The organism is Nocardiopsis sp. TRM 82005, assembly GCF_056312425.1.
Window position 1 is genome coordinate 12,581 of the sequence record NZ_JBWDTQ010000004.1, and the last position, 25,811, is coordinate 38,391.

Annotated in this window: 20 protein-coding genes and 1 other RNA gene; 16 read left to right on the forward strand and 5 right to left on the reverse strand. The window is 70.2% G+C overall.

All coding sequences use genetic code 11. From position 1 onward, the window contains the following. Nucleotides 1-124 precede the first annotated feature (124 nt). The 12 genes from AC0T5L_RS01430 to AC0T5L_RS01485 all read left to right on the forward strand — a co-directional run bounded on the left by AC0T5L_RS01430 (nt 125) and on the right by AC0T5L_RS01485 (nt 15,707). Nucleotides 125-820 (forward strand): HAD family hydrolase, encoded by a 696-nt coding sequence (locus AC0T5L_RS01430; protein WP_476163485.1) that lies wholly within the window; start codon nt 125-127, stop codon nt 818-820. A 350-nt stretch (nt 821-1,170) separates the two neighbouring features. Then, on the forward strand, nt 1,171-6,039 hold the full coding sequence (locus tag AC0T5L_RS01435; RefSeq protein ID WP_476163486.1) for an NAD-glutamate dehydrogenase: 4,869 nt from the start codon (nt 1,171-1,173) through the stop codon (nt 6,037-6,039). Between the two features lie 109 nt (nt 6,040-6,148). After that, nucleotides 6,149-7,267 carry a peptide chain release factor 2 gene (gene prfB, locus AC0T5L_RS01440; RefSeq protein ID WP_476163487.1) on the forward strand — a complete coding sequence of 373 codons (1,119 nt, stop codon included), beginning with the start codon at nt 6,149-6,151 and terminating at the stop codon, nt 7,265-7,267. Nucleotides 7,268-7,700: 433 nt separating this feature from the next. Beyond that, on the forward strand, nt 7,701-8,390 hold the full coding sequence (ftsE, locus tag AC0T5L_RS01445; RefSeq protein ID WP_476163488.1) for a cell division ATP-binding protein FtsE: 690 nt from the start codon (nt 7,701-7,703) through the stop codon (nt 8,388-8,390). Nucleotides 8,391-8,447: 57 nt separating this feature from the next. Further along, nucleotides 8,448-9,359, forward strand: coding sequence for a permease-like cell division protein FtsX (ftsX, locus tag AC0T5L_RS01450; protein WP_476163489.1), 912 nt, complete (start codon nt 8,448-8,450; stop codon nt 9,357-9,359). A gap of 73 nt (nt 9,360-9,432) precedes the next feature. After that, on the forward strand, nt 9,433-9,897 hold the full coding sequence (gene smpB / locus AC0T5L_RS01455; protein WP_476163490.1) for an SsrA-binding protein SmpB: 465 nt from the start codon (nt 9,433-9,435) through the stop codon (nt 9,895-9,897). A gap of 23 nt (nt 9,898-9,920) precedes the next feature. Next, complete coding sequence (locus AC0T5L_RS01460) at nt 9,921-11,882, forward strand: penicillin-binding transpeptidase domain-containing protein (RefSeq protein WP_476163491.1); 1,962 nt, start codon at nt 9,921-9,923, stop codon at nt 11,880-11,882. 401 nt (nt 11,883-12,283) lie between these two features. Further along, nucleotides 12,284-12,655: a transfer-messenger RNA gene (ssrA, locus tag AC0T5L_RS01465) on the forward strand. 249 nt (nt 12,656-12,904) lie between these two features. After that, on the forward strand, nt 12,905-13,666 hold the full coding sequence (locus AC0T5L_RS01470) for a CPBP family intramembrane glutamic endopeptidase (protein WP_476163492.1): 762 nt from the start codon (nt 12,905-12,907) through the stop codon (nt 13,664-13,666). A 14-nt stretch (nt 13,667-13,680) separates the two neighbouring features. Further along, nucleotides 13,681-14,013 carry a PadR family transcriptional regulator gene (locus AC0T5L_RS01475; RefSeq protein WP_476163493.1) on the forward strand — a complete coding sequence of 111 codons (333 nt, stop codon included), beginning with the start codon at nt 13,681-13,683 and terminating at the stop codon, nt 14,011-14,013. After that, complete coding sequence (locus AC0T5L_RS01480; protein ID WP_476163494.1) at nt 14,010-14,765, forward strand: DUF2812 domain-containing protein; 756 nt, start codon at nt 14,010-14,012, stop codon at nt 14,763-14,765. Before AC0T5L_RS01475 ends, AC0T5L_RS01480 begins: the two co-directional genes overlap by 4 nt. 156 nt (nt 14,766-14,921) lie before the next feature. Next, nucleotides 14,922-15,707 (forward strand): class I SAM-dependent methyltransferase, encoded by a 786-nt coding sequence (locus AC0T5L_RS01485; RefSeq protein ID WP_476163495.1) that lies wholly within the window; start codon nt 14,922-14,924, stop codon nt 15,705-15,707. 10 nt (nt 15,708-15,717) lie between these two features. Here the strand turns inward: AC0T5L_RS01485 and AC0T5L_RS01490 are convergent, their stop codons facing one another. The 4 genes from AC0T5L_RS01490 to nagA all read right to left on the reverse strand — a co-directional run bounded on the left by AC0T5L_RS01490 (nt 15,718) and on the right by nagA (nt 19,372). Then, a complete protein-coding gene (locus tag AC0T5L_RS01490; RefSeq protein WP_476163496.1) occupies nt 15,718-16,518 on the reverse strand; it encodes a helical backbone metal receptor in 801 nt (266 codons plus the stop codon). Between the two features lie 68 nt (nt 16,519-16,586). Further along, complete coding sequence (locus AC0T5L_RS01495; protein ID WP_476163497.1) at nt 16,587-17,555, reverse strand: aldo/keto reductase; 969 nt, start codon at nt 17,553-17,555, stop codon at nt 16,587-16,589. 264 nt (nt 17,556-17,819) lie between these two features. Beyond that, on the reverse strand, nt 17,820-18,128 hold the full coding sequence (locus AC0T5L_RS01500) for a hypothetical protein (protein ID WP_476163498.1): 309 nt from the start codon (nt 18,126-18,128) through the stop codon (nt 17,820-17,822). 104 nt (nt 18,129-18,232) lie between these two features. Next, nucleotides 18,233-19,372: an N-acetylglucosamine-6-phosphate deacetylase gene (nagA, locus tag AC0T5L_RS01505; RefSeq protein WP_476163499.1), complete on the reverse strand. Its 1,140-nt coding sequence runs from the start codon at nt 19,370-19,372 to the stop codon at nt 18,233-18,235. 620 nt (nt 19,373-19,992) lie between these two features. Between nagA and AC0T5L_RS01510 the strand changes: the two genes are divergently transcribed. After that, a complete protein-coding gene (locus AC0T5L_RS01510) occupies nt 19,993-20,508 on the forward strand; it encodes an NADPH-dependent FMN reductase (RefSeq protein ID WP_476163500.1) in 516 nt (171 codons plus the stop codon). Nucleotides 20,509-20,604: 96 nt separating this feature from the next. Here AC0T5L_RS01510 and AC0T5L_RS01515 read toward each other — a convergent pair whose 3' ends face one another. Further along, nucleotides 20,605-21,537 (reverse strand): hypothetical protein, encoded by a 933-nt coding sequence (locus tag AC0T5L_RS01515; protein ID WP_476163501.1) that lies wholly within the window; start codon nt 21,535-21,537, stop codon nt 20,605-20,607. 349 nt (nt 21,538-21,886) lie between these two features. On the opposite strand from AC0T5L_RS01515, the gene AC0T5L_RS01520 reads away from it, so the two are divergent. The 3 genes from AC0T5L_RS01520 to AC0T5L_RS01530 are packed head-to-tail and all read left to right on the forward strand — an operon-like array spanning nt 21,887 to nt 25,799. Then, nucleotides 21,887-23,638: a GDSL-type esterase/lipase family protein gene (locus AC0T5L_RS01520; protein ID WP_476163677.1), complete on the forward strand. Its 1,752-nt coding sequence runs from the start codon at nt 21,887-21,889 to the stop codon at nt 23,636-23,638. Then, complete coding sequence (locus AC0T5L_RS01525; RefSeq protein ID WP_476163502.1) at nt 23,638-25,662, forward strand: MmpA family trehalose lipid delivery protein; 2,025 nt, start codon at nt 23,638-23,640, stop codon at nt 25,660-25,662. Before AC0T5L_RS01520 ends, AC0T5L_RS01525 begins: the two co-directional genes overlap by 1 nt. Next, the gene (locus AC0T5L_RS01530) at nt 25,659-25,799 is read left to right on the forward strand and encodes a hypothetical protein (RefSeq protein ID WP_013154713.1); all 141 of its coding nucleotides are present in this window, start codon (nt 25,659-25,661) and stop codon (nt 25,797-25,799) included. The genes AC0T5L_RS01525 and AC0T5L_RS01530 overlap by 4 nt, the downstream gene beginning before the upstream one ends. The last annotated feature ends 12 nt before the right edge of the window (nt 25,800-25,811 follow it).

Consider the following 25,811-nt stretch of genomic DNA (forward strand, 5'->3'; position numbering starts at 1 on the left):
CCCTGCCCGGGGCGGGGCCCGTGGCCGGTCCCGGACGCAGGTTTCCGCCCCCGTCGGCCCGTACGGCAAGAGGGAGTGGTCCCCGACCGGTCCGTTCTGCGAGGAGTCAGCCATTAGCCGCCTGGTGCTATGGAACATCGACCTCACCCTCCTCGACGTGGGGCAGGTGATGAGGGCCGCCTACGCCGAGGCATTCGAGAAGGTCACCGGTGAGCCGCTGGTCTACCTGACCTCGGCGGCCGGCCGCACGGACTCGGAGATGTTCTTCGAGTTCTGCGCCCGCAACTACGTCGACATCGAGCCGGACAACGACACCCTGGCTGATTTTCTCACCGCCCTGGAGGGGTCCTTCGGCAACCGCTCGGACGACATCCTGGCCAAGGGCCGTGTGATGCCCGGTGCGGCCGCCTCCCTGGCGGCGGTGGCCTCCATGCCCGACACCGTCCAAACCGTGGTCAGCGGCAGCACCCGAACCAACGCCACGGCCAAGCTGGTCGCCTTCGGGCTGGACGTCTACCTCAACCTGGCCATCGGCGGATACGGTTCGGTCAGCTACCCCAAGTCCAGCCTGATCCAGTCCATCCGCCTGCACGCGGCCGGCGAGGACGGGCGGGCCTACACCGAGGAGGAGACGGTATTCGTCACCGACTCCGTACCGGACGTGCGCGCCGCCGTGATCGGTGGTGCGGTCCCGGTCGCGGTACTCAACGGTTCGGCGACGGAGGGTCAGCTGCGCGAGGCCGGAGCGGTCGTCGTCCTGCCCGACCTGACCGATCCGCGTGCCGTGATGACCGCGGTCCAGCAGGCAGCGGCCCAGTAACGACATGTCCTCTGTTCCCGCGGGGTAGGTGGTGGCCCGTGTACACAGTCACCGATCACCGCAATCTGTTTCTAACAGTAGGTAATCACCATGTAACGGTGTTGGTCCTGTTCTCGGGTCCGGAAGCCAGTAACCTGGGCTGCGGGCGGGGCCGGGACAGCGTGGTCCGAGGCCCCGCATCCCGACCGCCTGTGCGCACAGGCCCAACCTCAACCGCCATGTCCGTGGGTTCCTTGCGTCCCAGGGTGCTCACGCGAAATCACACGCCAGCACAGAAGTTCACAGGTCATATGACCGGGTGTTCCGCCAGCGCGCGTGCGACGTTGCTCACAAAGGAGTGAGAGATCCCTATGTCCGGGCAATCCGACGTCCATCTCCAGAAGCTGCTCAGCGACGCGGCCGCCAAGTGGTCCCCGGGGGCGCGTATCAGCCCCGAGGAGGCCGACTCGGTCCGGCGCTTCCTCCCCGTGTACTACCGCCACACGGATCCGGACGAGATCAGCGGCCGCTCCCCGGAGCAGATCTGCGGTCCGGCCGAGGCCCACCTCGCCTTCGGTGCCGACCGGACACCCGGCAGGGCCAAGGTCCGCGTCTACACCCCCGACGCGGAGCGAGACGGCTGGGACCAGCAGACCAGCGTCCTGGAGATCGTCACCGACAACGCCCCCTTCCTCGTCTCCTCCGTCGCCATGGCCCTCAGCGACATCGGCGCCGGGGTCCGGCTGATCATCCACCCGCAGATGACCGTCGGCCGCGATCTGGACGGGCGCCTGCGTCAGGTGGAGCCCGAGGCCGGCGGCGACGGCCTGCTGCCCATCGACGAGTCCTGGATGCACATCGAGATCGGCCCGCAGGCCGATTCCGAACGCCTCAGGCAGATCGCCGACCGCGTGGAGAGCGTCCTGGCCGACGTGCGCTACGTGGACGAGGACACCGCCAAGATGAGCGACCGGGCCATCCGGATCGCCGACGAACTGGCCGCCTACCCCGACCGTCTCGTGGCCGGGGGAGTGGACCCGCGCGAGATCGGCGAGAGCGTCGACTTCCTGCGCTGGATCTCCGGGCGCCACTTCACCTTCATGGGTTACCGCGAGTACGGCCTGGTCACCGACGACAACGGCGACGACTCCCTACGCCCCGAACCCGGCTCCGGCCTGGGCATCCTGCGCATGGACTCACCCGCCTCCACCAGCTTCGCCGCCCTGCCCCCCGAGATCCGCGCGAAGGCCCGCGAGCCCTACATCCTCGTCCTGACCAAGGCCAACTCCCGCGCCACCGTCTACCGCTCCAAGTACCTGGACTACGTGGGCGTCAAGAAGTTCGACGCCCAAGGCAACATCGTCGGTGAGCGCCGCTTCCTCGGTCTGTTCACCTCCCAGGCCAACACCACCAGCATCTCCCAGATCCCCATCATGCGCCGCAAGCAGGCCGAGGTGCTGTCCCTGGCCGGGTTCGAGGCCGACAGCTACGACGGCAGGGACCTCATCGAGCTCCTGGAGACCTTCCCCCGCGAAGAGCTCCTCCAGATCCCGGTGGGCGAGCTGTACAACATCGTGCGCGGCGTCCTGCGCCTGCGCGACCGGCGCGGCACCAAGCTGTTCATGCGCCGCGACCCCTACGGCGGCCGGTACATGTCGTGCTTCGTGTACATGCCGCGCGACCAGTACAGCACCCGTGTGCGCCTGGACATCCAGAACGTCCTCGCCGACGCCTTCAAGGGCGCCACCATGGACCACAACGTGCTGATCGGCTCCGCCCCGCTCGCACGCCTGTACCTGGTGGCACGGGCCAAGCACGGCCAGACCCTCGCCGACATCGACCAGGTCGCCCTGGAGGAGAAGGTCCGCCAGGCCGCCCGCTCCTGGGACGCGGACTTCGACGACGCCCTCACCGAGGCCTTCGGCCCCGTGCGCGCCACCGAGCTCAAGGACCGCTACGCCAGCGGCCTGACCGAGGCGTACAAGGTCGACAACGGCCCCGCCACCGCGGCCGCCGACATCGGCGAGCTGGAGAAGCTCACCTCACGCACCGACCCCGGGCGGCTGCACGGCGAGTTCTCGGCCGTCCTGTACCAGCGTGAGGACGCCGAGCCGGGCTGCTACCGGTTCCGCCTCTACCGGATCGGGGAGCCCATCTCTCTCTCGCGGGTCCTGCCCGTCCTGGAGAACCTGGGCGTGGAGGTCGTCGACGAGTGGCCCTACGACATCACCGTCCGGGACGTGGGCCGGGTGTGGGTCTACGACTTCGGCCTCGGCCCGATCCCCGCCTCCGACCTTGCGCCCGACCGCCTCAAGGACCTGTTCGAGGAGGCCTTCGACGCCTCCTGGCGCGACCTCGGGGAGAGCGACCGGTTCAACGCCCTGGTGGTGCGCGCCGGGCTCGACTGGCGCCAGCTCACCGTGCTGCGTGCCTACGCCAAGTACCTGCGCCAGACCGGTTCCACGTTCACGCCCGAGTACCTGGCCGACGTCCTGGTCGCCAACGTGGGCATCGCCAACCTGCTGGTCGAGCTGTTCGAGACCCGTTTCGACCCTGACCAGTCCGGCGAGGGCCGCGACGACCGCACCGACGTCCTCGTCCGCAAGGTCGAGGGGGAGCTGGAGGCCGTGGCCAGCCTGGACCACGACCGCATCCTGCGCTCGTTCCTGGCGGCCATCCGCGCCACCCTGCGCACCAACCACTACCAGGGCCACCCCTACCTGGTGCTCAAGCTCAACCCGCAGCAGATCCCGGACCTGCCGCATCCGCGGCCCCGATACGAGATGTACGTGTACTCCCCGCGGGTGGAGGGCGTGCACCTGCGCTTCGGCGCGGTCGCGCGCGGCGGGCTGCGCTGGTCGGACCGCTTCGAGGACTTCCGCACCGAGATCCTGGGCCTGGTCAAGGCCCAGATGGTGAAGAACGCCGTCATCGTCCCCAACGGCGCCAAGGGCGGCTTCGTGTGCAAGCGTCTGCCCCAGAACGGCACCCGCGAGGAGGTGACGGCCGAGGTCGTGGCCTGCTACAAGCAGTTCATCAGCGGCCTGCTGGACGTCACCGACAACCTCGCGGACGGTGAGACCGTCCACCCCGAGCGCACCGTCCGGCACGACGGAGACGACTCCTACCTGGTGGTCGCCGCCGACAAGGGCACCGCCACCTTCTCCGACACCGCCAACGCCATCTCCACCGAGCGCGGCTTCTGGCTGGGCGACGCCTTCGCCTCCGGCGGCTCGGTCGGCTACGACCACAAGGTCATGGGCATCACCGCGCGCGGCGCCTGGGAGTCGGTGCGGTACCACTTCCGCGAGATGGGCGTGAACGTGCAGGAAGAGCCGTTCACCGTCGTCGGTGTCGGCGACATGTCCGGGGACGTGTTCGGCAACGGGATGCTGCTGTCCAGGCAGATCCGGCTGGTGGCCGCCTTCGACCACCGCCACATCTTCCTGGACCCCGACCCCGACGAGCACACCTCCTGGGTGGAGCGCAAGCGGATGTTCGATCTGCCCCGCAGCACCTGGGAGGACTACGACCCGAAGCTGATCTCCGAGGGCGGCGGCGTGCATCCGCGCACCGCCAAGTCCGTGCCGGTCACCCCGCAGGTGCGTGAGGCGCTCGGCATCGAGGACGGGGTGGAGGCACTCACCCCGGACGAGCTGGTCCGGCGTGTGCTCACCGCGCCCGTCGACCTGCTGTGGAACGGCGGTATCGGCACCTACGTCAAGGCCAGCACCGAGTCGCACGCCGACGTGGGCGACAAGGCCAACGACCAGTTGCGCGTGGACGCCGCCGACATGCGCGTCAAGGTGATCGGTGAGGGCGGCAACCTGGGACTGACCCAGCCCGCGCGGATCGAGTTCGCGCGCGAGGGCGGCCGGGTCAACACCGACTTCATCGACAACTCCGCCGGCGTGGACACCTCGGACCACGAGGTCAACATCAAGATCATGCTGGACCGCGAGGTGCAGGCGGGGAAGCTGGACAAGGCCGACCGCGACCAGCTGTTCATCGACATGACCGACGAGGTCGCCGAGCTGGTCCTGGACAACAACTACGCGCAGAACACCGTGCTGGCCGCCTCGCGCAAGCAGGACAAGCAGATGCTGCACGTCCACGGCCGGTACATGCGGAGCCTGGAGCGCGCCAAGGTCCTCAAGCGCAAGCAGGAGGACCTGCCCTCCGACAAGACGATCGCGGAGCGGCGCGCGGGGGGCGGGGGGCTGACCAGCCCGGAGTTCGCGACTCTGCTGTCGTACACCAAGATCAGCCTCAAGGAGCAGATCGGGCTGTCCGACCTGGCCGACGACCCCTACCTGGCCGACACGCTGTACGGGTACTTCCCGACGCCGCTGCGGTCGGAGCGCTTCGCCGAGGGCGTGGCCTCGCACCCGCTGCGCCGGGAGATCATCGTTAACCAGGTCGTCAACCAGATGGTCAACCGCTCCGGGGTGACCTTCGCGTTCCGTCTCAACGAGGAGTTGGGCTCCAACTCCGCCGACATCGCCCGCGCCTACCTGGTGGTGCAGGAGGTGCTGGGCCTGCGCCGGTTCTGGGGCCGGGTGGAGGAGCTGGACCACCAGATCCTGGTGGACAGCCAGCTCATCCTGTTGCTGGAGACGCGCAAGCTCGCCGAGCGCTCCGCCCGGTGGCTGCTGCGCAACCGCACCTTCCCCTTCGACATCAGCAGCGAGATCGGCTACTTCGCCGAGGGCGTGGGAGAGGTGCTGCCGCGACTGGACCAGCTGCTGCGGGGCCGCGACCGCGAGGCCTTCGTCGAGCGCCGCGACCGTTACACGTCGCTGGGCGTGCCGGTCGAGCTGGCCGAGCAGGTGGCCGTGATGGTGCCCGCCTACTCCACGTTGGACCTGGTGGAGATCGCACACCGCACCGGCCGTCCGGTGGAGAAGGTCGCCGAGCTGTACTTCGAACTGGCCGACCGGCTCAACATCAGCTGGTGGCGCGAGCGGATCATCGACCTGCCGAGGGACGACCGCTGGGCCACCACGGCCCGGGCCTCGCTGCGCGACGACCTGTACGCGGCGCACGCCGACCTGACGGCCCGGGTGCTGGAGAGCGGTCCGGCGGAGGCACCCGCGGAGCTGATCGCCGCGTGGCTCGACCAGAACCGGGACCGGGTGGAGCGCGCCGGGATCACGCTGTCGGAGATCCAGGAGAACGAGCGGTTCGACCTGGCCACATTGTCCGTGGCGCTGCGGTCCTTCCGAGGCCTGGTGGACTAGCGCGGTGAGCCCGCGGCTCCGGCCCGTCCGGCCGCGGACACGGGGCACGGGTTCCCCGCGCACTTCGCGCGGGGAACCCGTGCACTGTTTGGGCCCTACACTGGGGTCCGTGGCAGAACTGGACCCAGCAGAGAAAATCAAGGACCTCGCGGCGACCCTGGCGAGTGTCACCGCCGTGTTGGATCTGGAAGCGATGCACACCCAGATCGCCGAGCTGCGCGAGCAGGCAGCGGACCCCGAGCTGTGGTCAGACCAGAACAACGCGCAGAAGGTGACGCGTCGGCTCTCCGGCCTGGAGTCCATGGTCAACAAGGTCGGCGGCATCGAGCAGCGGCTCGACGACCTCAGTGTGCTCTACGAACTGGCCGCGGCCGAGGACGACGCCGACACCCGGGCCGAGGCCGACCGCGAGCTCGAACAGCTGCGCAAGGACATCGGCGAACTGGAGGTGCGCACCCTCCTCAACGGTCCCCACGACGAACGTGAGGCCATCGTCTCGATCAACTCCCAGGCGGGCGGCGTGGACGCCGCCGACTGGGCACAGATGCTCCAGCGCATGTACCTGCGCTGGGCCGAACGGCACGGCTACCCCACGGAGATCTACGAGACCTCCTACGCTGAGGAGGCGGGCATCAAGTCCACGTCCTTCGCGGTCAGGACCTCCTTCGCCTACGGGACCCTGCGCGGCGAGCACGGAACGCACCGCCTGGTGCGCATCTCGCCGTTCGACAACCAGAACCGGCGCCAGACCTCGTTCGCGGGGGTGGATGTGGTCCCGGTGGTGGAGCAGAGCGACCACATCGAGATCGACGAGAGCGACCTGCGGGTGGACGTGTACCGCTCCAGCGGCCCCGGCGGCCAGGGCGTCAACACCACCGACTCAGCGGTGCGCATCACCCACCGGCCGACCGGCATCGTGGTGTCCTGCCAGAACGAGCGGTCGCAGCTACAGAACAAGGCCACGGCGATGTCGATGCTCCAGGCCAAGCTGCTGGTGCGCAAGCGTGAGGAGGAGCAGGCGGAGCTGGACGAGATCCGCGGCGACTCGGTCAGCAGCTGGGGCACCCAGATGCGCAACTACGTGCTGCACCCCTACCAGAGCGTCAAGGACGTGCGCACCGGCGCCGAGACCGGCAACACCTCGGGCGTCCTGGACGGGGAGATCGACGGGTTCATCGACGCCGAGATCCGCTGGATGCGCAGCCGCGAGCGCTCGGGGAACGACTAGGGGGTGACCTTGTGGACGCCTTCGCGTCCATCGGCGGAGCCGGTCCCCACGAGCTCGGAGCGACGCGGAGGAGACGGCTCACCGGCGGGGCTCGTCAAGTGCGCGGGACGCGTCCGGGGACACGCCCGGTCGCCTCACACACACCACGGGCGAGAAGCGTGGGGCACACGTGGATGTTGTATCCCAATGGTGATGATCACGACTCCACAGTTTTACCGAAACGGCTATATATGAACGTTATTCTCGGTTGACACCTCCGATATGCTCGTGGCTGCCGTTCGGCAGCGCACTGATCCGTGGGGCGTGACGCGACTTGGACAATCCGGGCCGCTCCCCCCTCTAAACTGTCGGTTGGCCATGCGGCCGGTACGATCCCGCGCGGAGAGCCCTCCACGGCGGGTGCCCATACCTTCGAGAACCTTGTGATGCGCCTGTGATCCACTTCGATAACGTCACCAAGGTCTACCCGACCCAGAAGCGCCCCGCGCTCGACGGCGTTTCCATTGACGTAGACAAGGGCGAGTTCGTCTTCCTCGTCGGCCCGTCCGGCTCCGGGAAGTCGACCTTCCTCCGCTTGGTACTCAAGGAGGAGAAGCCCGACAAGGGGCGCGTTCACGTCGCCGGAAAGGACCTGGCGCGCCTGTCCAACTGGAAGGTGCCGCACCTGCGCCGCCGCATCGGCTGCGTCTTCCAGGACTTTCGCCTGCTGCCGAACAAGAACGTCTTCGAGAACGTCGCCTTCGCCCTGGAGGTCATCGGCAAGCCCCGGCGCTTCATCAAGAGGGTCGTTCCCGAGGTCGTCGAGCTCGTCGGCTTGGAGGGTAAGGCCGGACGCATGCCCCACGAGCTCTCCGGCGGTGAGCAGCAGCGCGTGGCCATCGCCCGCGCCTTCGTCAACCGCCCACAGATCCTGCTGGCCGACGAGCCGACCGGAAACATCGACCCCGCGACCTCCATCGGCATCATGAAGGTGCTGGACCGAATCAACCGCACGGGCACCACAGTCGTCATGGCGACCCACGATGCCGCCATCGTCGACTCGATGCGTAAGCGCGTGATCGAGCTTGAAGAGGGCCTGGTAGTGCGCGACCAGACGCGCGGCGTCTACGGCCAGGCGTACTGACCTCTTGCTGCGAGGACCGGCGCGGCAAAGCCCCGAAGGATGGACCTTTAACAGATCATGCGAGCACAATTCGTTCTCTCCGAGACGTGGATCGGCCTTCGCCGAAACCTGACGATGACCATCGCCGTCATCACGACGGTGGCCATCTCACTGACCTTGTTCGGCGCCGGTCTACTGGTTAACCAGCAGGTCTCCGAGATGCGCAACTACTGGGACGAGCGGATCACGCTCACCGTCTACATGTGCAACGAGATCTCGCCGACCCAGACCTGCCAGGAGAACGGCGCGGCCTCGGAGGAGGACCGCCAGGCCCTTGAGGACACACTGGACGGCCTGTCCGAGGTCGCGAGCTACGACTACCTCACGGCGGCCGAGGCCTGGCAGGACTTCCAGGACCGGCTCGGTTCCTCCAACGAGGCGCTGGCCAACGCCGCGCAGGAGGGCGACATCCCGGACAACTACCGGGTCCAGCTCACCGATCCGTCCCACTACGACACCGTGCGCAACGCGGTCGAGGGCGCCCCGGGTGTCGACACCGTCTCCGACGACCAGCGTGTGCTCGAACAGTTCTTCGGCCTGCTGGACGGTCTGCGGGCGGCCGCGCTGGTGCTCGCGGGTGTCCAGCTGGCGGCCGCCGCGCTGCTGATCGGCAACACCATCCGGCTGTCGGCCTACAGCCGCCGCCGGGAGACCGGAATCATGCGCCTGGTCGGTGCGTCGAACTTCTACATCCAGCTTCCCTTCCTGCTGGAGGGCGCGGTCGCCGGCCTCATCGGTGGTCTGATCGCTTCCGGGTTCATCGTGGCCACCCGGTACACACTTCTCACGCAGATCGAGGACTGGTTCCAGTTCGACGTGGCTCTGGGCACGGGGTCGTTGCTGTACGTCATCGGCGTCTCGGTGATCCTCGGCGTCCTGCTGTGCACCATCACCTCGTTCCTCACCCTGCGCCGCTACCTCAAGGTCTGAGGGAGCCGCCGGGGGCGGGAGGATTCACAACCGGGGGGCCTCGTGCCCCCCGGACGTATGAAGGGACACACCTGTGGCACGGGAAACCGGGCGCAAGCTCATCGCGCAGAACCGACGGGCCCGGCACGACTACCGCCTCGACGAGACCTACGAGGCGGGCATCGTCCTCACCGGCACCGAGATCAAGTCACTCAGACAGGGCCGGGCCTCCCTCGTGGACGGATTCGCCCACATCCACGACGGCGAGGTGTGGCTGGAGAACGTGCACATCCCCGAGTACTCACAGGGCACATGGACCAACCACTCCGCTCGACGATCGCGTAAGCTACTCCTGCACCGCGAGGAGATCTCCCGGCTGATCGGCAAGACCCGAGAGCCCGGCCGCACGCTCGTCCCTCTCTCCCTGTACCTCAGCGAGGGGTATGCCAAGGTCGAGATCGCTCTGGCCCGCGGTAAGCGTGAGTACGACAAGCGCCACGACATCGCCGAGCGCGAGGCGAAGCGGGACATTGAACGCGCGCTCCGCCGCCGTCGATGAGGCGCCCGAAAGGAACACACACGGTGTCCCCCCGTCCCCTTGGCCGGATCATGTCCGCTGGCAGCGGCCTGCTCCTCGCCGCGACCCTGGCCGCGTGCACACCGAACCCCAGTCCGGAGGTGGCGGTCAGGTCCTTCCTGCTCGCCTGGCAGGACGGGAACCACGCGGAGGCCGCCACCTACACCGACGGAGACCCCGAACAGGTGGAGGCGGCGCTCACGGACATGCGTGAGCAGCTCGACCTGGCCTCCCTCAGGTTCGACCTGGGCCCGATCTCCCGTGACGGCGACTCCGCCGACGCCGAGTTCGGGGCGCACGCCGACCTCGGTATCGGCGACCCGACCTGGAACTACACCGGGCGCATGCCCCTGGAATGGGGCGCCGACGGCTGGAGGATCGCCTGGTCGACGAGCGTCCTGCACCCCGACCTGAGCGAGGACGAACGGCTCGCGGTCAGTTACGAGAGCCAGGAGCGCGGCCAGATCCTCGACCGCGGGGGCGAGCCGCTCGTCACCGCCGACAGCGTGACGGCCTTCGGCGTCCTTCCCGCCGAGATGGAGGACAAGGAGGCCGGGGTCACCCAGCTCGCCGAACTCCTCGGCGAGGAGCCCGGTGAGCTGCTGAACCGGGTGCGCTCGGCTCCGCCAGAGCAGTTCCAGCCGCTCGTGCTCATGCGCGGTTCCAGCGTGGACGGGAACCTGCTCGACGAGGCGGGAAAGATCTCCGGTGTGGACACACAGGAGGTCGAGGTCAACATGACGCCGTCGGTGGCGCCGTTCCTCCTGGGCGAGGTCGCGGGCACCGCCGAGCACAGGGTGTCCTCCCGGGTGCCGGGGCCCTACCAGGCGGGCGACACCGTCGGTCTGAGCGGGCTACAGAACATCTTCCAGCACGAGCTGGCCGGTTCGGGCACCACACAGGTCGTCTCCATGGACCAGTCCGGTGCGATCACCGACGTCCTGGAGTCCTGGGAGGGCGAGCGAAGCGGCGTCATCGACACCACCCTGGACATGGGCGTGCAGCGCGCCGCGGAGGACGCGCTGGGTTCGATGCCCGCGGACGGCTACCTGGTGGCGGTCGACACCACCAGCGGCGAGATCATGGCCGCGGCCAGCGCCTCAGACAGTACCGCCGACGACAGCGCGCTCACCGGCTCCTACGCGCCGGGAAGCGCCTTCACCCCGGTCTCGGCCCTGGCCGCCCTGGAGACGGGCGCGGCCGACCCGGACAGCGTGGTGCCCTGCGGCTTCTCGGCCGAGGTCGGCGGAAGGACCTTCACCAACCCGAGCTCCGGTTTCCTGTCCGGTGAGCCGGACCTGGCCCGCAACCTGGCCTTCAGCTGCAACGTCGGGTTCGTCGGACTGTCCGCCGACGTGGGTGCGGACGCCATCGCCGAGACCGCCGGGCGGCTGGGGATCGGCACCGAGTGGCAGCTGCCGGTCCCGGCGTCCTCGGGTGCGGTCTCCATCGGTGACGACGACGTGGACGTGGCCTCGGCGATGATCGGCGAGCACGGTGTCCGGGTGAGCCCGCTGTCGATGGCGCTGGCCGCGGCGGCGATCGCGGACGGCACCTGGCACGCGCCGACCCTGGTGCCCGAGGCGGGGCCGGCCCCCGACGGTGAGACGGCTCTGGACGAGGCCCACCTGGAGGTGGTCCGCCAGGGGATGCGGGACGCGGTGGCCAACCGGATGCCCCAGCTGCTCGCCACCGGGGAGGGGGCGCACGGTCAGGCGGCCCGCGCCGAGCAGGACGGCACCGACCTGCACTGGTTCGTCGGCTACAAGGACGACGTCGCCTTCGCCGTGCTGGCCGAGGTGAACCCGGAGACGACCCTGTTGTCGCAGTACGCGGTGGACGCCGCGGGCACCTTCCTCACCTCGATGGCCAACGGCGTGCCCGAAGGGGAGGCCGGACTCCCCCAGGGGGATACGAACGCACCGCCCCCCGAAGCCGTGACGGGCACCGAGGGGACCGGCTGGTAGGGCCCTGACCGCTGGTGAGGACATGCGGAGGACGAGGCGGAGGGCGGACCCCGGGCAACCTTTCGGGGGTCCGCCCGCGTCTTTCCCTATGACTGGACCGCAACAGGGGGTAAGCGGACCAGTGTGAGAGGCAGGACCTCATCTCGGGGGAGATCCTGTCGTTTCCCAAGGTCGGCCCGACCCTGCCGACCGCCCTCGCGGGTCGCGTCGACCGCATCTGGAGTCCGCGCCCGCGGGGGTTTCTCCCTGTTCGGGAGACGGCTGGGGATTCTTTACCGTGACCGGGAATGAGCTTGGCCCCCGTACTGTTCAACAGGTAGAGTGATCGAACGCGTAAGCGGTTCGCCGCTCGCATGTCGGCCGCTCCGCCCGCCAGGCGGGGAGGCTGTGACAACTCCACAGGGGGTGATCGGTTTCGACTTCGGTAGTCGTTCCAGGGGAAGCGGGTCGAGGGTTGCGTTTGTGACCTCGTTAATCCTGCATTCGCGTAAACACAAGTGCCAATTCTAAGCGCACTGAGTTCGCTCTCGCTGCTTAAGCGATAGCGTCTCTGTCGGCCTGGGCTCGTCATCGGCCCAGATCCCGGCATCAGCTAGATGACTTACCGCTCAGATCAGGCCACGGGGCCTGAGCGGGACATCCACGTGGCTGGGCCTGTCAGCGATGTGTCCGTGTAAGCGCTGAGGCCGAGTAGAACGACAGCGCGGACTGCACCCGGAGAAGCCCTGGCTCGGTGCTGAAGGACGCGGGTTCGATTCCCGCCACCTCCACGAGACGCGGGCTGCCGCTCGGAGGCCTCTGGCCTCCTCGCGGCGGCCCGCGCTTTTTTCCGCCATGCCCCCATGCCCCCTCGGCGTCTCGGTTCCATGCCTTCGACCTGCTCTTTCCTGAGCGGTCGGGGGCTTTTTTCATGCCCGGAACACGCACGCACACTTGTGCTCGGCATGGGCACCTAGGTTGCGATCCTAACTAGATAGCTCTACGGTCTAGGTAGTACAGACGAACTACCGAAGGTGGCGGAGATGTCGTTTCCCCAGGGCATGGAGTTCTCAGTGCTCGGTCTGGGACTGGCCGTGCTGGTCGTGTTCTACCTGCTGGCCGTCGAGCCGTGGTGGGGCAAGCGCGCCTACGCCCGGCTGGAGCGGGTGCGCGACACCGTCCCCGGCGTGCTGGTGCGGTTCTACGGCACGGGCGCCGCCGTCTGGTGGGGGCTCACCGCGGTCACCGTGCTGATCGTCGCCCTCTCGTCCGGACTGCGGTTCGCCGACGTGGGGATCGCGGTTCCCGAGAGCGGTATGACGGACACCCTCGGAACGATGGCCGGCATACTGTTCGGGGTCGTGGTGGTTCTCGTGCTGCTGAGGGCGACCGGGCTGGAGCGCAGGCTCGCCGCGGGCCGGCAGGCGGTATCGGCGATGCTGCCGCGTGACAGGCGCGAGCGCTGGGCCGCCGCCGGAGCGTCGGTCACCGCGGGCGTGTGCGAGGAGATCGTCTTTCGCGGCCTGCTCATCGCCCTCGGCGTCTCCTTGGGCCTGGACGTCCGTGTCGCCGCCGGAATCAGCCTGGCCGTCTTCGTCTTCGCTCACCTCTACCAGGGCTTCACGGGACTCGTCTTCGTCACCCTGTTCGGCCTCGCCCTCACCAACGTTTACCTGAGCACCGGGAGCCTGCTGCTGCCGATCTTCCTGCACGTTCTGGTGGACCTGCGCGCCCTCGTGTTCGCCCCGAGGCGGGAGAAGGCCCTCCCCGAGTCCGGGACAATCGGTGTCGGCAGCGCCCGATGAAGGGGGAGAGACGTATGGACCGCCGTGCGAGCTGGCTCAAGGGGGTGCTCGACCTCCTGGTTCTGGCCAGCCTGACCGAAGGCGAGAGCTACGGGTACGCGATCGCCAGGAGGCTGGACGACTTCGGCTTCGGCAGGATCCGCGGCGGCACGCTCTATCCCGTGCTCAACCGGCTGGAGGAGGCCGGGCTGGTGGCCGCCGAGTACCGTGCGGCGGACAAGGGCCCAGGTCGCCGCTACTACGTACTGACCGACGCAGGGCACGCCGTTCTGAGGGAGCAGGGCGCGGCCTGGATGGAGTTCGACGCCTCGGTGCGCTCGGTACTCGCAGACGGAGGAATTCGATGAGCGACTACTTCACCGCACTCGCCGACCGGCTGCGCGAACAGGGTGTGGACAGCGAGCGCTCCCGCGCCCTGCTGGACGACCTGGCCTCGCACACGGCCGAGAGCGGCGCCGACCCGGAGGAGGAGTTCGGGCCGGTGGAGGAGTTCGCCGCCGCGCTGACCTTCTTCCCCGAGGAGCAGGGCGCGGCCGAGCCCGAGGAGGACACGCTGCTCTGGTCCGCCGACGCCTTCGAGGGCCCCGCCCGCCTCAACGAGATGGGGGCGCAGGGCTGGGAGGTGGAGCGGGTGGACCGGTTCGGCCGCTTCGTCAGCCGCCGCGCCCCCGAGCGTCCGCAGACATGGGAGTACCGCCAGGAGCTCTGCTCCGGCCGGGGCGACCGCGAGCGCCTCGCCGGGCGTCTTGCCCCCGAGGGGTGGGAACCGTGCGGCAGCTGGTCCGTCCTGGCCTATTTCAAACGGCCCGGGTCCGTCACCGCCGGCCCAGCCGCCGAACTCGACTCCCCGCCGGAACCCGGCCGTCGCTACTTCGTGGGTGTCAGGGGCGGGCTGGTCATCGGTGCCAGCCTCCTGGTGGCGGTGGTCGCGGGGGCCTGGTCGATCCTGGGCCTGGTGGAGGACGCGGCCGACACGGAAGGCGCCGCGGACTGGGCCGGGTCCGCCGCCGGGTTCGTGGTGGGGGTGCTCTTCGTGATGGTCCTGTTCTGGGGCCTCGCACGGCTCGCGGCCGCCCTCCGCGACCGCGCGCGGAGATGACGGCTCCGGCGGCCGACGTCACCGGGGACGCGGTGTCGGACACGGCCGGGGGGCGGCGGACCTGTCGCGAGCGCCGTCGAGGAACTAGCCTCGGGTGACCACCGGCCCCGTGCCCGCGGGCGTGCTGAGTCCCTTGGACAGAGGAGAGCCCCTCAGATGCCGAAGAAGACAGCCACCTCGCTCAACGCCGACCGGTCGTCCCTGGTGCACAAGGTGCGCTACGCCCTGCGCAATCCCGGGAGGGTGGTGCCGTACGTGCGCCGCTCGGCCCGGGACCTGAAACTGCGCCTGACCCACCGAGACCACGTGGACTACTACCGCGCGGTGATGGCCTCCGACGCGGCCCGTGGGCCCGAATCGGCGGTGGGCAGCCAGAGCAGGGAGCGCTGGCTGGCACTGGGGCGGGTGCAGTTCGACTACCTGGTCGAGCACGGTCTCATGCCCCAGCACCGGGTGCTGGACATCGGCTGCGGCAACCTGCGCGCGGGGTGGCGGTTGATCGACTACCTGGACACGGGTGGCTACTACGGGATCGACATCTCCCCGGACATCCTCATCGCGGCCAAGGACGTGCTGGCCGAGCGCGGGTTGCAGGACAAGCTGCCGCACATGACCATCACACGTGATCTGACCTTCTCCTTCCTGCCGGAGGGGTACTTCGACGTGGTGCACGCGCACAGCGTGTTCTCACACTCGCCCATCGAGGTGATCGACGAGTGCCTGGCCCACGTCGGGCGGATCCTGGCACCGGGCGGGTTCTTCGACTTCACCTACGACCGGACCGAGAACGTCGAGCACCACGTGTTGCGGGAGGACTTCTACTACCGGACCGAGACGCTGGTGAAGCTCGCGGAGAGGCACGGGCTGTCGGCACGGTTCATGCGGGACTGGGAGGAACTGCCGCACGGCCAGTCCAAGATCCGCGTCACCGCGCGCGACTGAACCCGACTGCTCACGTGCCGCCGGGCCGGCCGGGCGCACCGGAGAAGGGGGCGAGCGCTGTCGCCAACCGTTCCCGCGCGGCCGTCATCGACGGTCCGTACCAGGTCAGGTCCCTGCCCTCGACGAGTGCGGAGGGCAGCCCGGGGAAGGCGTCCGGGCCGTCGTCGGCGGTGAAGCGGTAGGGCTCGTCCGGCAACACCACGACGTCGGGCCCGGCCGCGGCGGCCTCTTCGGGCGGGAGCTGCGGGTAACGCCCCCCGGAGAGCACGTTCACCGCGCCCAGCCGGGACAGCACGTCGTCGGCGTAGGTGTCGCCGCCGACCCACATCCACGGGTCCCGCCAGATCGGCACGGCCACTCGGGGGCCGGGGAGGGCGGGGGACGACCAGGCGGATTCGGCACGCGCCAGCCAGTCCGGGACCGCGAACCCACAGGCCGCGAACAGGTGGCGCATGGACGCGAACGCGCCCGGGACGGTGCGGATGTCGGTCACCCACACCGGGACCCCCGCCTTCCGCAGCTCCCGCACGTGCCGTTCACGGTTCTCCTCCCGGTTGGCCACCACCAGGTCCGGCGCCAGCTCCACGATCCGCCGCACGTGCGGGTTCTTGGTGCCGCGCAGCCGCTCCACCTCCAGGCCGGCCGGGTGCGTGCACCACACGGTCGCGCCGACCAGCGCTTCCGGGGCGGTGTGGGCGATCGCCTCGGTCAGCGAGGGCACCAGGGACACGACCCGCCGGACCGGCCCCGGCAGGGTGACGGGGCGTCCCAGATCGTCGGCGGGGACCTCCCCGGGGTGGAGACTGCTCATGGGGCGAGTATGGCGGGGGTGACGCGGCCGCGTCACCCCCTGGGGCCGGGCCCCGCTTCCGCGCCGGGTCAGAACCCGGAGACCGGGCGCGGGGCGTAGTGGCGCTCCAGTTCCTCCACCTCGGCGTCGGTCAGTTCCAGTGACAGCGACGAGACCGCGTCGTCCAGGTGGTGCGGCTTGGTGGCGCCGATGATCGGCGAGGTCACCGCGGGGTTGCGGGAGACCCACGCCAGGGCGACCTGGGCCCGGGGAACTCCGCGCCTCCTCGCGACCTCGCCGACCGCGTCCACGATCGAGCGCTCCGCCTCCTTGTACAACCTCTCGCCGAACGCGTCACCGCGGCTGCGCACGGTCTCGGCGTCCCACTCGCGGGTGAGGCGGCCACGTGCCAGAGGGCTCCACGGGATGACCCCGATGCCCTCGTCGGCGCACAGCGGCAGCATCTCCCTCTCCTCCTCGCGGTAGAGCAGGTTGTAGTGGTTCTGCATGGTGGCGAACCTGGTCCAGCCGTTGACGTCGGCGACGCGCAGCGCCTTGGCGAACTGCCAGGCGTGCATCGAGGACGCGCCCACGTAGCGGGCCTTTCCGGCCTTGACCACGTCGTGCAGGGCCTCGACGGTCTCCTCGATCGGGGTGTCGGGGTCCCAGCGGTGGATCTGGTACAGGTCCACGTGGTCGGTGCCCAGGCGGCGCAGGCTGTGGTCGATCCCGGTCATGATGGCCTTGCGTGAGAGCCCGCCGCCGTTGGGCCCCTTGCGCATACGGCCGAACACCTTGGTGGCGAGCACGATCTCGTCGCGGTCGGCGTACTCCGCCAGGGCCCGGCCGACGATCTCCTCGCTGCTGCCGTCCGAGTAGGTGTTGGCGGTGTCGAAGAAGTTGACGCCCGCCTCGACCGCCTGGCGGATGAAGGGCCTGCTGGCCTCCTCGTCCAGGGTCCAGTCGTGGTTGCCCCTGGTGGGATCGCCGTAGCTCATGCACCCGAGTGTGACGCGGGAGACGTCGAGTCCGGTCCGGCCCAGTTTGACGTAGTCCATGGGCTCGCCTTCCGTCGAGAGTGGGGGTACAACGGCACCGACTCTAGAGCGTGTCCCGTGGACGCTTTCCCCCGCGTCGGCGAAAGCCGGTCCCCGAACACGCCCGGTGCTGTTCCCGGAGGCGAAGCGGCGGCAAGCGGCGGAGCCCCTGGCCCAACCAAATAATCTACAACGTAAAGCTCCATGGGCCTCTCCCTCTCCGTCCAGGGCCATACACCCGGACGGGGGCGGTACTGGTCGGCACCGCCCCCGTCCGCGCGGGTGTCACTCCTCGACGGCTCCCACGAGCCACGCGACCTTGTGGGCCGTGACGCCAAGGCTTCCGCTACTGCCCAGGTAGACCCCGAACGAGACGATGAACGCGTAGTCGTGTTCCCGGCGTTCACAGATCACGTCCTCGACCGCGCAGGCGGATGACGGATTGCTCACCCGAAGGCGGGGCGACTGGCCGTCGACCACGTCCGCCCGCAGGTCGTAGCGGGACAGTTCGGTGGCGAGCTTGCCGAGGTGCTCGTGCTCCTCGGAGGACGCACGGGCCGGCTGTTGGTTCTTCGCCTGTCTCGACTGGGTCATGGCGCAGATCCTTTCGTGTCGAGCGTGGTGGCTCTCCTCGATGCCCCGCCGCCATTGTCACCCAGTGTTATATTACTAGTTCGTAACGAGGTTGCGACACGCCGTTACGCCACCCATTCACCCCGGTGCATCACTTCGCTGACCGAGAGGCCGTCGTCGAGTACGAGCAGGTCGGCGCTGCCTCCGACCTCGATCCGGCCCGCGCCCTCCAGGCCCAGGGCCGCCGCCGGGACCGACGACGCCGACCGCACGGCCTCGGGCACGCCCACGCCCAGGCCCTCCACCGCGTTGCGCACCGCCTGCGGCAGCACGATCGTGCTGGAGGCGATCGCCCCGGTCTCCACCACGCGCGCCTCGCCACCGCTCACCCGTACCCGCAGGCCGCCCAGCGTGTACTCGCCGTCGCCCAGGCCCGTCGCCGACATCGCGTCCGTCACCAGTGACACCCGGTTCGCGCCCGCGGCGCCGAACACCAGGCCGGCCGCACCCGGGTGGACGTGCACGTTGTCCAGGATCAGCTCGACCGTCACCCGGTCGTCTCCCAGCGCGGCCGCGATCGGCCCCGGGTCACGGTGGTTGAGCGGGCGCATCGCGTTGTACAGGTGGGTGGCCACCGAGGCCCCCGCGTCGAAGGCCGCCAGGGTCTGCTCGTAGGACGCCTCGGTGTGCCCCACCGCCGCCGTCACGCCGGAGGAGGTCGCCGCGCCGATCAGCTCCAACGCGCCCGGTAGCTCCGGTGCCACCGTGATCATGCGGATGTGCCCCTTACCGGCCTCGAGCCAGCGGTCGAACTCGGCGGTGTCCGGTTCGCGCAGCAGGTCAGGATCGTGTGCTCCGCACTTGGAGCGCGCGATGAAGGGCCCCTCCAGGTAGATGCCCGCCAGTTCGCCCGCGTCGCACAGCTCGGTCAGCGCCGACACCTGGCGGACGGTGTCCTCCGGTGCGGCCGCGACCAGGCCGCCCACCAGCGAGGTCACCCCCCGGGCCCGGTTGAACGCGACGATCTCCCCGGCACCCTCAGGGTCGGCGTCGGGGAAGGCGTGCCCGGCGCCGCCGTGGATGTGGGTGTCGACCATTCCCGGCACGACCCAGGCTCCCCCGACGTCGCGGCCCCCGCCGGCGGGGGCGGGTTCGTCCGTGCCGAGCGCGGCCACCCGGCCGTCCTCGACCCGAAGCCATCCGTCGTGGACTCCGTGGGGGGTTACGACGCGCGCGTTGGTGAGCGTGACGGGGGTGTGGACCATGTTCGGGCTCTCTCCTGGGTCTTGGAAACAGGCGGAGGACGGGGCGGCTGGCGGTGTGTCGCACATTACACAGCTGTGCGCGGGGCGCCGGTGCGGGGGGCGCGGCCCCCTCCCCGGGGCTCCGTTTCCCCTGCGGAACCGGGCACTCCCGTTTCCTGGGACGGCTGTCCACGAACTGGACCACCCGGCGCGCGGCGCGGCCGTTCCCACCGGGGGTGCGAACACGCATTGACGATAGCGGCCGGGGCACCGCATGATAGAGCCATGTCCGCCGGTGAGCTGCTTGTCCAGCGCCTGCATGTCGATCTGAGGCAGCAGGCGAGCGCGCTCTGTCGTAGCTAGCGCCTTGCGGGGCCCTGCCCCGCGCCACGGGTGTACCCCGTGCTTCGTGCCCTGTCGCAGACACCGGACGCTCATCTCTCCCAGTTCTGGGTCCCGGGCCCTCTTTCGGCCCGAGGAGTAGCTCTGCCAGGCCCGACACGCCGAGTCTCGGACGACGAGGTCCGCTCCCGTGTCGGTAAGAGGAACGACGTCCTCTCCGGTGTCAGTCCCGATCACCGCCCCCTGACGCTTCCTCCGGTCGAACCCGGCTCGCTCTGACCGAACCCAGGAGTTCTCGCATGACCCGCTTCACCGTGCTCGTCGCCGCCCCCCAGGTCCGTTCCTCCGTGTACGACGCCGCGCTGCGCGCCGCCTCCGAGGTGTCCGCCCGCGCCGGTGTCGACTCCCAGCCCGATGTCATCGACATCGCCGAGCTGGGCGCCGAACTGCTCTCGGAGTCCTCCGCCGCTGTCGATGACGCCTTGGAGATGGTGGGGCGCAGTGATGTCCTGCTCGTCGCATCCCCGCAGGCGCACGGCACCTACACCGGCCTGCTCAAGGTCTTCCTCGACCGGTTGCCCGAACTGGGTCTGGGCCACACGGTGGCGGTGCCGCTGGCCGTGGTGGGGGACCTGCGTAACAGCCGCGGCATCGAGGAGGACCTGCGTATCCTCCTGGCGGACCTGGGCGCCTGGGTGGCCGAGCCCGGCCTGATCCTGGCCGAGGAGGAGGCTGACAAGCCCGACAGCCTCGTGCGGGCCTGGGCCGATGTCGCCGCTCCCGGTCTGCGCCAGGCCGTGTCGGTGGCCGCCTGAGGAAGCGCCGGGCCGTCCGCCTGACCAGCGGGGTCCGTGCCGTGGCGGTACGGGCCCCGGGGCGGGGCCCGCGCGACGGCGGGCACCGGACCGTTGTCAGGGATGCTCGGCGCGGACACCGGTGGGGGCTGGGTCCGCGCCTCGGGCGCGCCTGCGGCCGGTGTCGGCCTCGGCCCGGGCCACGTTGCCGCGTACCAGGACGATCACCACCAGGGTCAGGGTGAATCCGCCGATCCGCAGTCCCAGCATGACCGGGTCGTCGGGGAGCCGTTCCCCGAACAGGACCGTGCCCGTGACGACCATGAACACGTTGCCCGCGACGTTGGCCACCGGAGCGGTGATGGAGGCGCGGGAGCGCTGCAGCGAGGTCTGGAAGAGGACGATGCCCACTGCCCAGCCGACCGCGTACAGGTAGGGGTAGGGGGACAGCAGTGCGGGGAGGACCGCGTTCCACAGGCCGTGGTCGGCCAGTAGTCCGCCCAGCCCCTTGCCCTGTAGGCCCGCGCTGCCCTGGGCGAAGCCGGCCGCGACGCCCATCGCGGCGGCCGACATGTACCGGCCCCGGCCGCTGGCCAGGCTCACGGCGACCAGGCAGGCCGCCACGGTGGCGATGCTGATGAGGACCAACAGCGGTGTGTCGGCGGTGGTGCCGGTCTCGGCGCCGTCGGTGGTGGACAGGCTGAGCAGGCCGAGGGCGACCGGCATGACGCCGAGTGCCACGTACTCGCCCCGGGTGATGCGCTCACCCAGCACGAGGGTGAGGACGAGGATGCCACAGGCCACCCCGGCGGCGAAGGCGGGCTGGGCCACCGATACCGGGGCCAGTCCGAGTGAGACGATGAGGCCGACGCTGCCCAGGGCGGCGAAGGCGCAGCCGAGCACCCAGCGGGGGCTGGTGAGAAGTACCCGCGCCAGGTGGAGGGGCCGGTTGATCGAGATGGACTCCGAGCCGTGCAGCGCGCGCTGTTCCACGGTCAGGCCGACGGTGTAGACCACGGCGGACAGCAGCGCGACCAGGAGTCCGATCACGGGCGGGCCTGCTTTCTCGTGGGAGGTCGCGACCGGCTTCGCTCCGGGCTTGTGGGACGGGAGGAGCGGCCGCTGGCGTCGTTGTCGGCGGCTCCGCTCGGCCGGGGGCCGACGGAAGGTTGACGTCTTCCATATAACCAGTTCTAGTCTGGTCTGACGAACTCTTGTCATGGGTTGGTTGACGCAATGTTCACCGGGGGTACTGGAGTGAGGGTAGAACCTGTTCCGGAAGGCACGGCTCGACGGCGAGGACGGCACGGTGCAGGACCCGCGTGAGTCCGGCGGGGAGGCCCCGGGCCCTCCGGGAGAAGGGGCCGATGAGCCCTCCGAGCCCCTGGCCACCGCGGGGATGCGCCCTCCGCCGCGGACGGCCGACCGGTTCCGGGCGTCTCGCTGGAACTGGCGGAACCGGCCCCGTCCCCGCGGCCTGTACTGGCGCGGCCTCGCCCCGTGGCGTTACCGGCCCTCGCGTTTCGAACCGGGGCCGCTCGGTCTGCTCGGCGTCATGCTCGCCGCGATGGCCGTCACCCTCCTGCTCGTCCAGACCGGCTCCGGCGGGACGGGCGGCGCGGGCGGGGAGCGCACCGACGAACCCGTCACCGTGCCCGGCCCGCCCGAGGGCGAGCTGCGCGTCATGGTCGTCGGCGACTCCCTGACCCAGGGCAGCAGCGGCGACTACACCTGGCGCTACCGCCTGTGGTCCCACCTGCGCGAGGCCCGGGTGGAGGTCGACTTCGTCGGCCCCTACGACGGCATGTACGGGCTGGAGGAGGGGGACTTCGACAACCAGGACTACGCCGTCCCCGGCTTCGACACCGACCACGCCGCCCGCTGGGGCGCCTCCGCGCGGGAACTGTCCTCCGACGTCGCGCGGGTGGCGGCCGAGTACGAACCGCACTACCTGCTGCTCATGGCCGGGGCCGAGGACATCCTGGCCGGGGACGGCGCCGACCGGGCGCTGGAGGGGATCGGTGAGACGGTGTCCACGGTGCGCGTCGTGCTGGGGGAGACACGGTTCGTCCTCGGGGAGCTGCCGCCGGTGGAGGGCACCGGTGACGACGGTCGGATCAACGCCGAGATCGACCGGTTCAACATGGGCGTGGTCGACCTCGCCGAGCAGCTCACCTCCAACGACTCGCCCGTGGTGGTCGCGCGTGTCTCCGACGGGTACGCCCCCGACCACGACAACTGGGACGAGGCGCGTCCCAACACGCGCGGTGAGCTGAAGATCGCCGCGGCCTTCGCCGATGTGCTCGCCGAACCCCTGGGGATGGGCCGGGCCTATCAGCGGCCGCTGCCGAGCCCGCCGGTCGGCCCGCTGACCGCACCCGAGCTCGTCGCGGAGGAATCCGAGGACGGTTTGGTGCTCAGCTGGGACACCGTGCCCGGGGCGACCGGCTACCGGGTGGTGCAGCGCCGGGTCTCACCCGATCCGGACGAGCCCTCCGTGTTGCCCGTGGGTGTGGAAAGCGACGGCGACGTCCGGTCCGTGCTGGTGGAGGCGTTGTTCAGCGGGGCCCGGTACGAGTTCGTGGTGCGTCCGTTCAAGGGCCGTGGCGAAGGGGCCGGGTCCGAGCCCCTCCAACTGGTGTGGGATGACGATCCGCCGCCGGCGCCCTCCTGGGTGCGGGTCCGCGACGACGGGAGCACCGTGGAGTGGGAGGAGGTGGAGGACGCCTCCCACTACGAGGTGTGGGTACGCGTCCTGGAGTGCTCGACGGCCGACGGCCGGCGTCGGTCCGCGGACACGGCGGACGGCGGCGTCCCGACGGACGAAACGGCCGACGGGGACGGGACCGGTCCGCCTGACGGGGGCAGTACCCCTCCCGGGCCCGGTCCGGAGCCCACGCCCACACCCCGGCCGGAGCCCGAACCGGGCCCCCCGGACCCCGCGCCCGCCGATCCGGAGCCGGGTGTCAGCTGCGAACCGCGTGACGGGCTCGGCCCCGAGGACGGGCGGGGCTGGCGCACGTTGGGCTCGGTGGGGGAGGAGCCGCGCTGGTCGGCGACGGTGTCCGGCCCCTATGAGGTCGTGGTCCGCTCCTACCGCGACTACGCGGAGGGCGGCTACTCCGACAGCGTCCTGCTCGCGGAGGACTGATGGCCTCCGGAGACGACGGCGGTGCAGTGGGCCGGTGGACGGACCGGCTGCTGCCGTGGGCGGTGGGGTTGCTCGCCGGGGCGCTGGTGCTCGGCCCGGCGCTGGGGCCGGGGTACGTGCTCCGCTACGACATGGTGTTCGTGCCCGACCTGTCGCTGGGCACGGTGCTGCGTGGTGCGGACGGGTTCCCCCGGGCGCTGCCCAGCGACGCCGTGGTGGCGGTGCTGTCCGCCGCCCTGCCCGGGGACGCCGTGCAGTCGCTCGTACTGCTGGCGGTGTTCGCCGTGGGCGGGGCCGGTGCCGTGCGCCTGGCTTCGCGCATGTCGTGCCGCGTCGGTCTGGTCGGGGGGCCGCTGGCGTCGGCTGCCGCGGGGCTGGCCTACGTGTGGAATCCGTTCGTGGCCGAGCGCCTGCTGCTGGGGCAGTGGGCGGTGCTGCTGGGCTACGCGGGGCTGCCGTGGGTGGTGGGGGCTTCCGCACGGCTGTCTGCGGCCCGGCCGGCGGCGGGGTTCGCCGGTCTGGTGCGTGCGCTGGTCCCGGCTGCCGTGGGCGGGTTCTCGTCGGTGGTGCTGACCGCTCTCACCGCAGGTCCCGTCGCGCTTGCGCGGCCCCGTCCCGGTGCCTCGGACGCGTCGGCGGAGCCTTCGGGCGGGTCCGGCCCCGCGGGGACCGGTGCAGGGGCTGGGGAGCCCGTCCGCGGCGGGCGCTGGTGGAGGAGGGCGGGCCTGTTCGCGCTGGCACTGGTGGCCGTCTCCCTGCCGTGGCTGCTGCCGTCCCTGGCAAGCGATGCGGACACCGATCCGGCGGGGGTGGAGGCGTTCGCGGCCCGCTCGGACACCCCGTTCGGGGTGGTCGGCTCCCTGCTGCTCCTGGGCGGGGTGTGGAACTCGGGCGCGGTCCCGGCGGGTTACGGGGATCCGGTGACGGCCTCGGTGCGGCTCCTGCTGTGCCTGATGGCGCTGGTGGGTTGGGTGTGGTGGCTGTGTCGGGGGCGCCTGGGCCGTTCGGCGGTTGGCTCTGGCTTGTCGGTGGCCGCCCTCGTGGGTTTCGCACTCGCCCTGCTGGGCGCCACGGGGCCGGGGCGCGAATCGCTGGTCTGGTTGGTCGACGCCTGGCCGGGGTTCGGCCCGCTGCGTGACGGCCAGCTGTACGTGGCGCCGCTGGCCTTGGTGCAGGCTCTGGGCCTTGGAGTCTGCGTCCGGTGGCTGGCCGGTCGCCGGGTCAGGGGTGTGCCCGATGTGCCGGGTGAGCACGAGGAGAGGCGGGTGTCTTCGACCGCGGTGCGCGCTTCGGGTGGTGCCGGGACGGGGGCGGACGGCACCGTCCCGCTGTGGCGGGCGGGGCTCGCAGTGTTTGTGGGACTTCTGCCGGTGGTGGTTCTTCCGGGGCTCTTGTGGGGCGCGGGCGGACGGCTGACCCCGGTGCACTATCCCGAGGAGTGGCGGGCGGCGCAGGCGGCGGTGGCTGCCGACGACCGGCCCGGCGCGGTGCTGGTGCTGCCCTGGAGCGCCTATCGCGGTCCGGACTGGTCCGGGCGTTCGGTGGTCGTCCTGGACCCGGCGACCAGGCTCTTCGACCGGCGCACCCTGTGGAACGACGACCTGGTGGTCGGCGCGCCGGACGGCGGCTCCGTGGTGGTGGCCGGTGAGGACGCCCGTGCCCGCGGGGTCGCCCGGGTGCTCGAACCGGACGCCCGGACCGGACTGCCCGAGCTGTTGGACGCTGAGGCGCTGGGCGCTCTGGGCGTGCGCCATGTGGTGGTATCCGCGTCGGTCGATAACCAGTTCTGGTCAGGTGCGGAAGGTCTGTCCGTGGTGGTGGAGGGAGAGGGCATGGTCCTTCTGCGGGTTCAGAACCAGCATGTAAAGCCCAATAAAGCTGTCATTCCGGGGTTGGAAGTTACCGGGGGGTTGGTTACAGTTGGGGCAATCATCTGGTCTATGACTAGATCAGGTTCTAGTCTCGTTTTCCAGCGCTTCGGCCCCAGCGCAGGATCGGGCGCGCGGAAGGAGATCCCCAAGTGATCAAGGTAATCGCCGCCTGCGTTATCGGCGCGGCCCTGGCGGGAGGCGCCACCTTCGTGGCCACCAGTCTCGCCACGGACTCGACCGCCACCGCGGAACCGGTGAACGAAACCCTCTACAACTACGGCGACCGCTAGGCGGTCCGCACG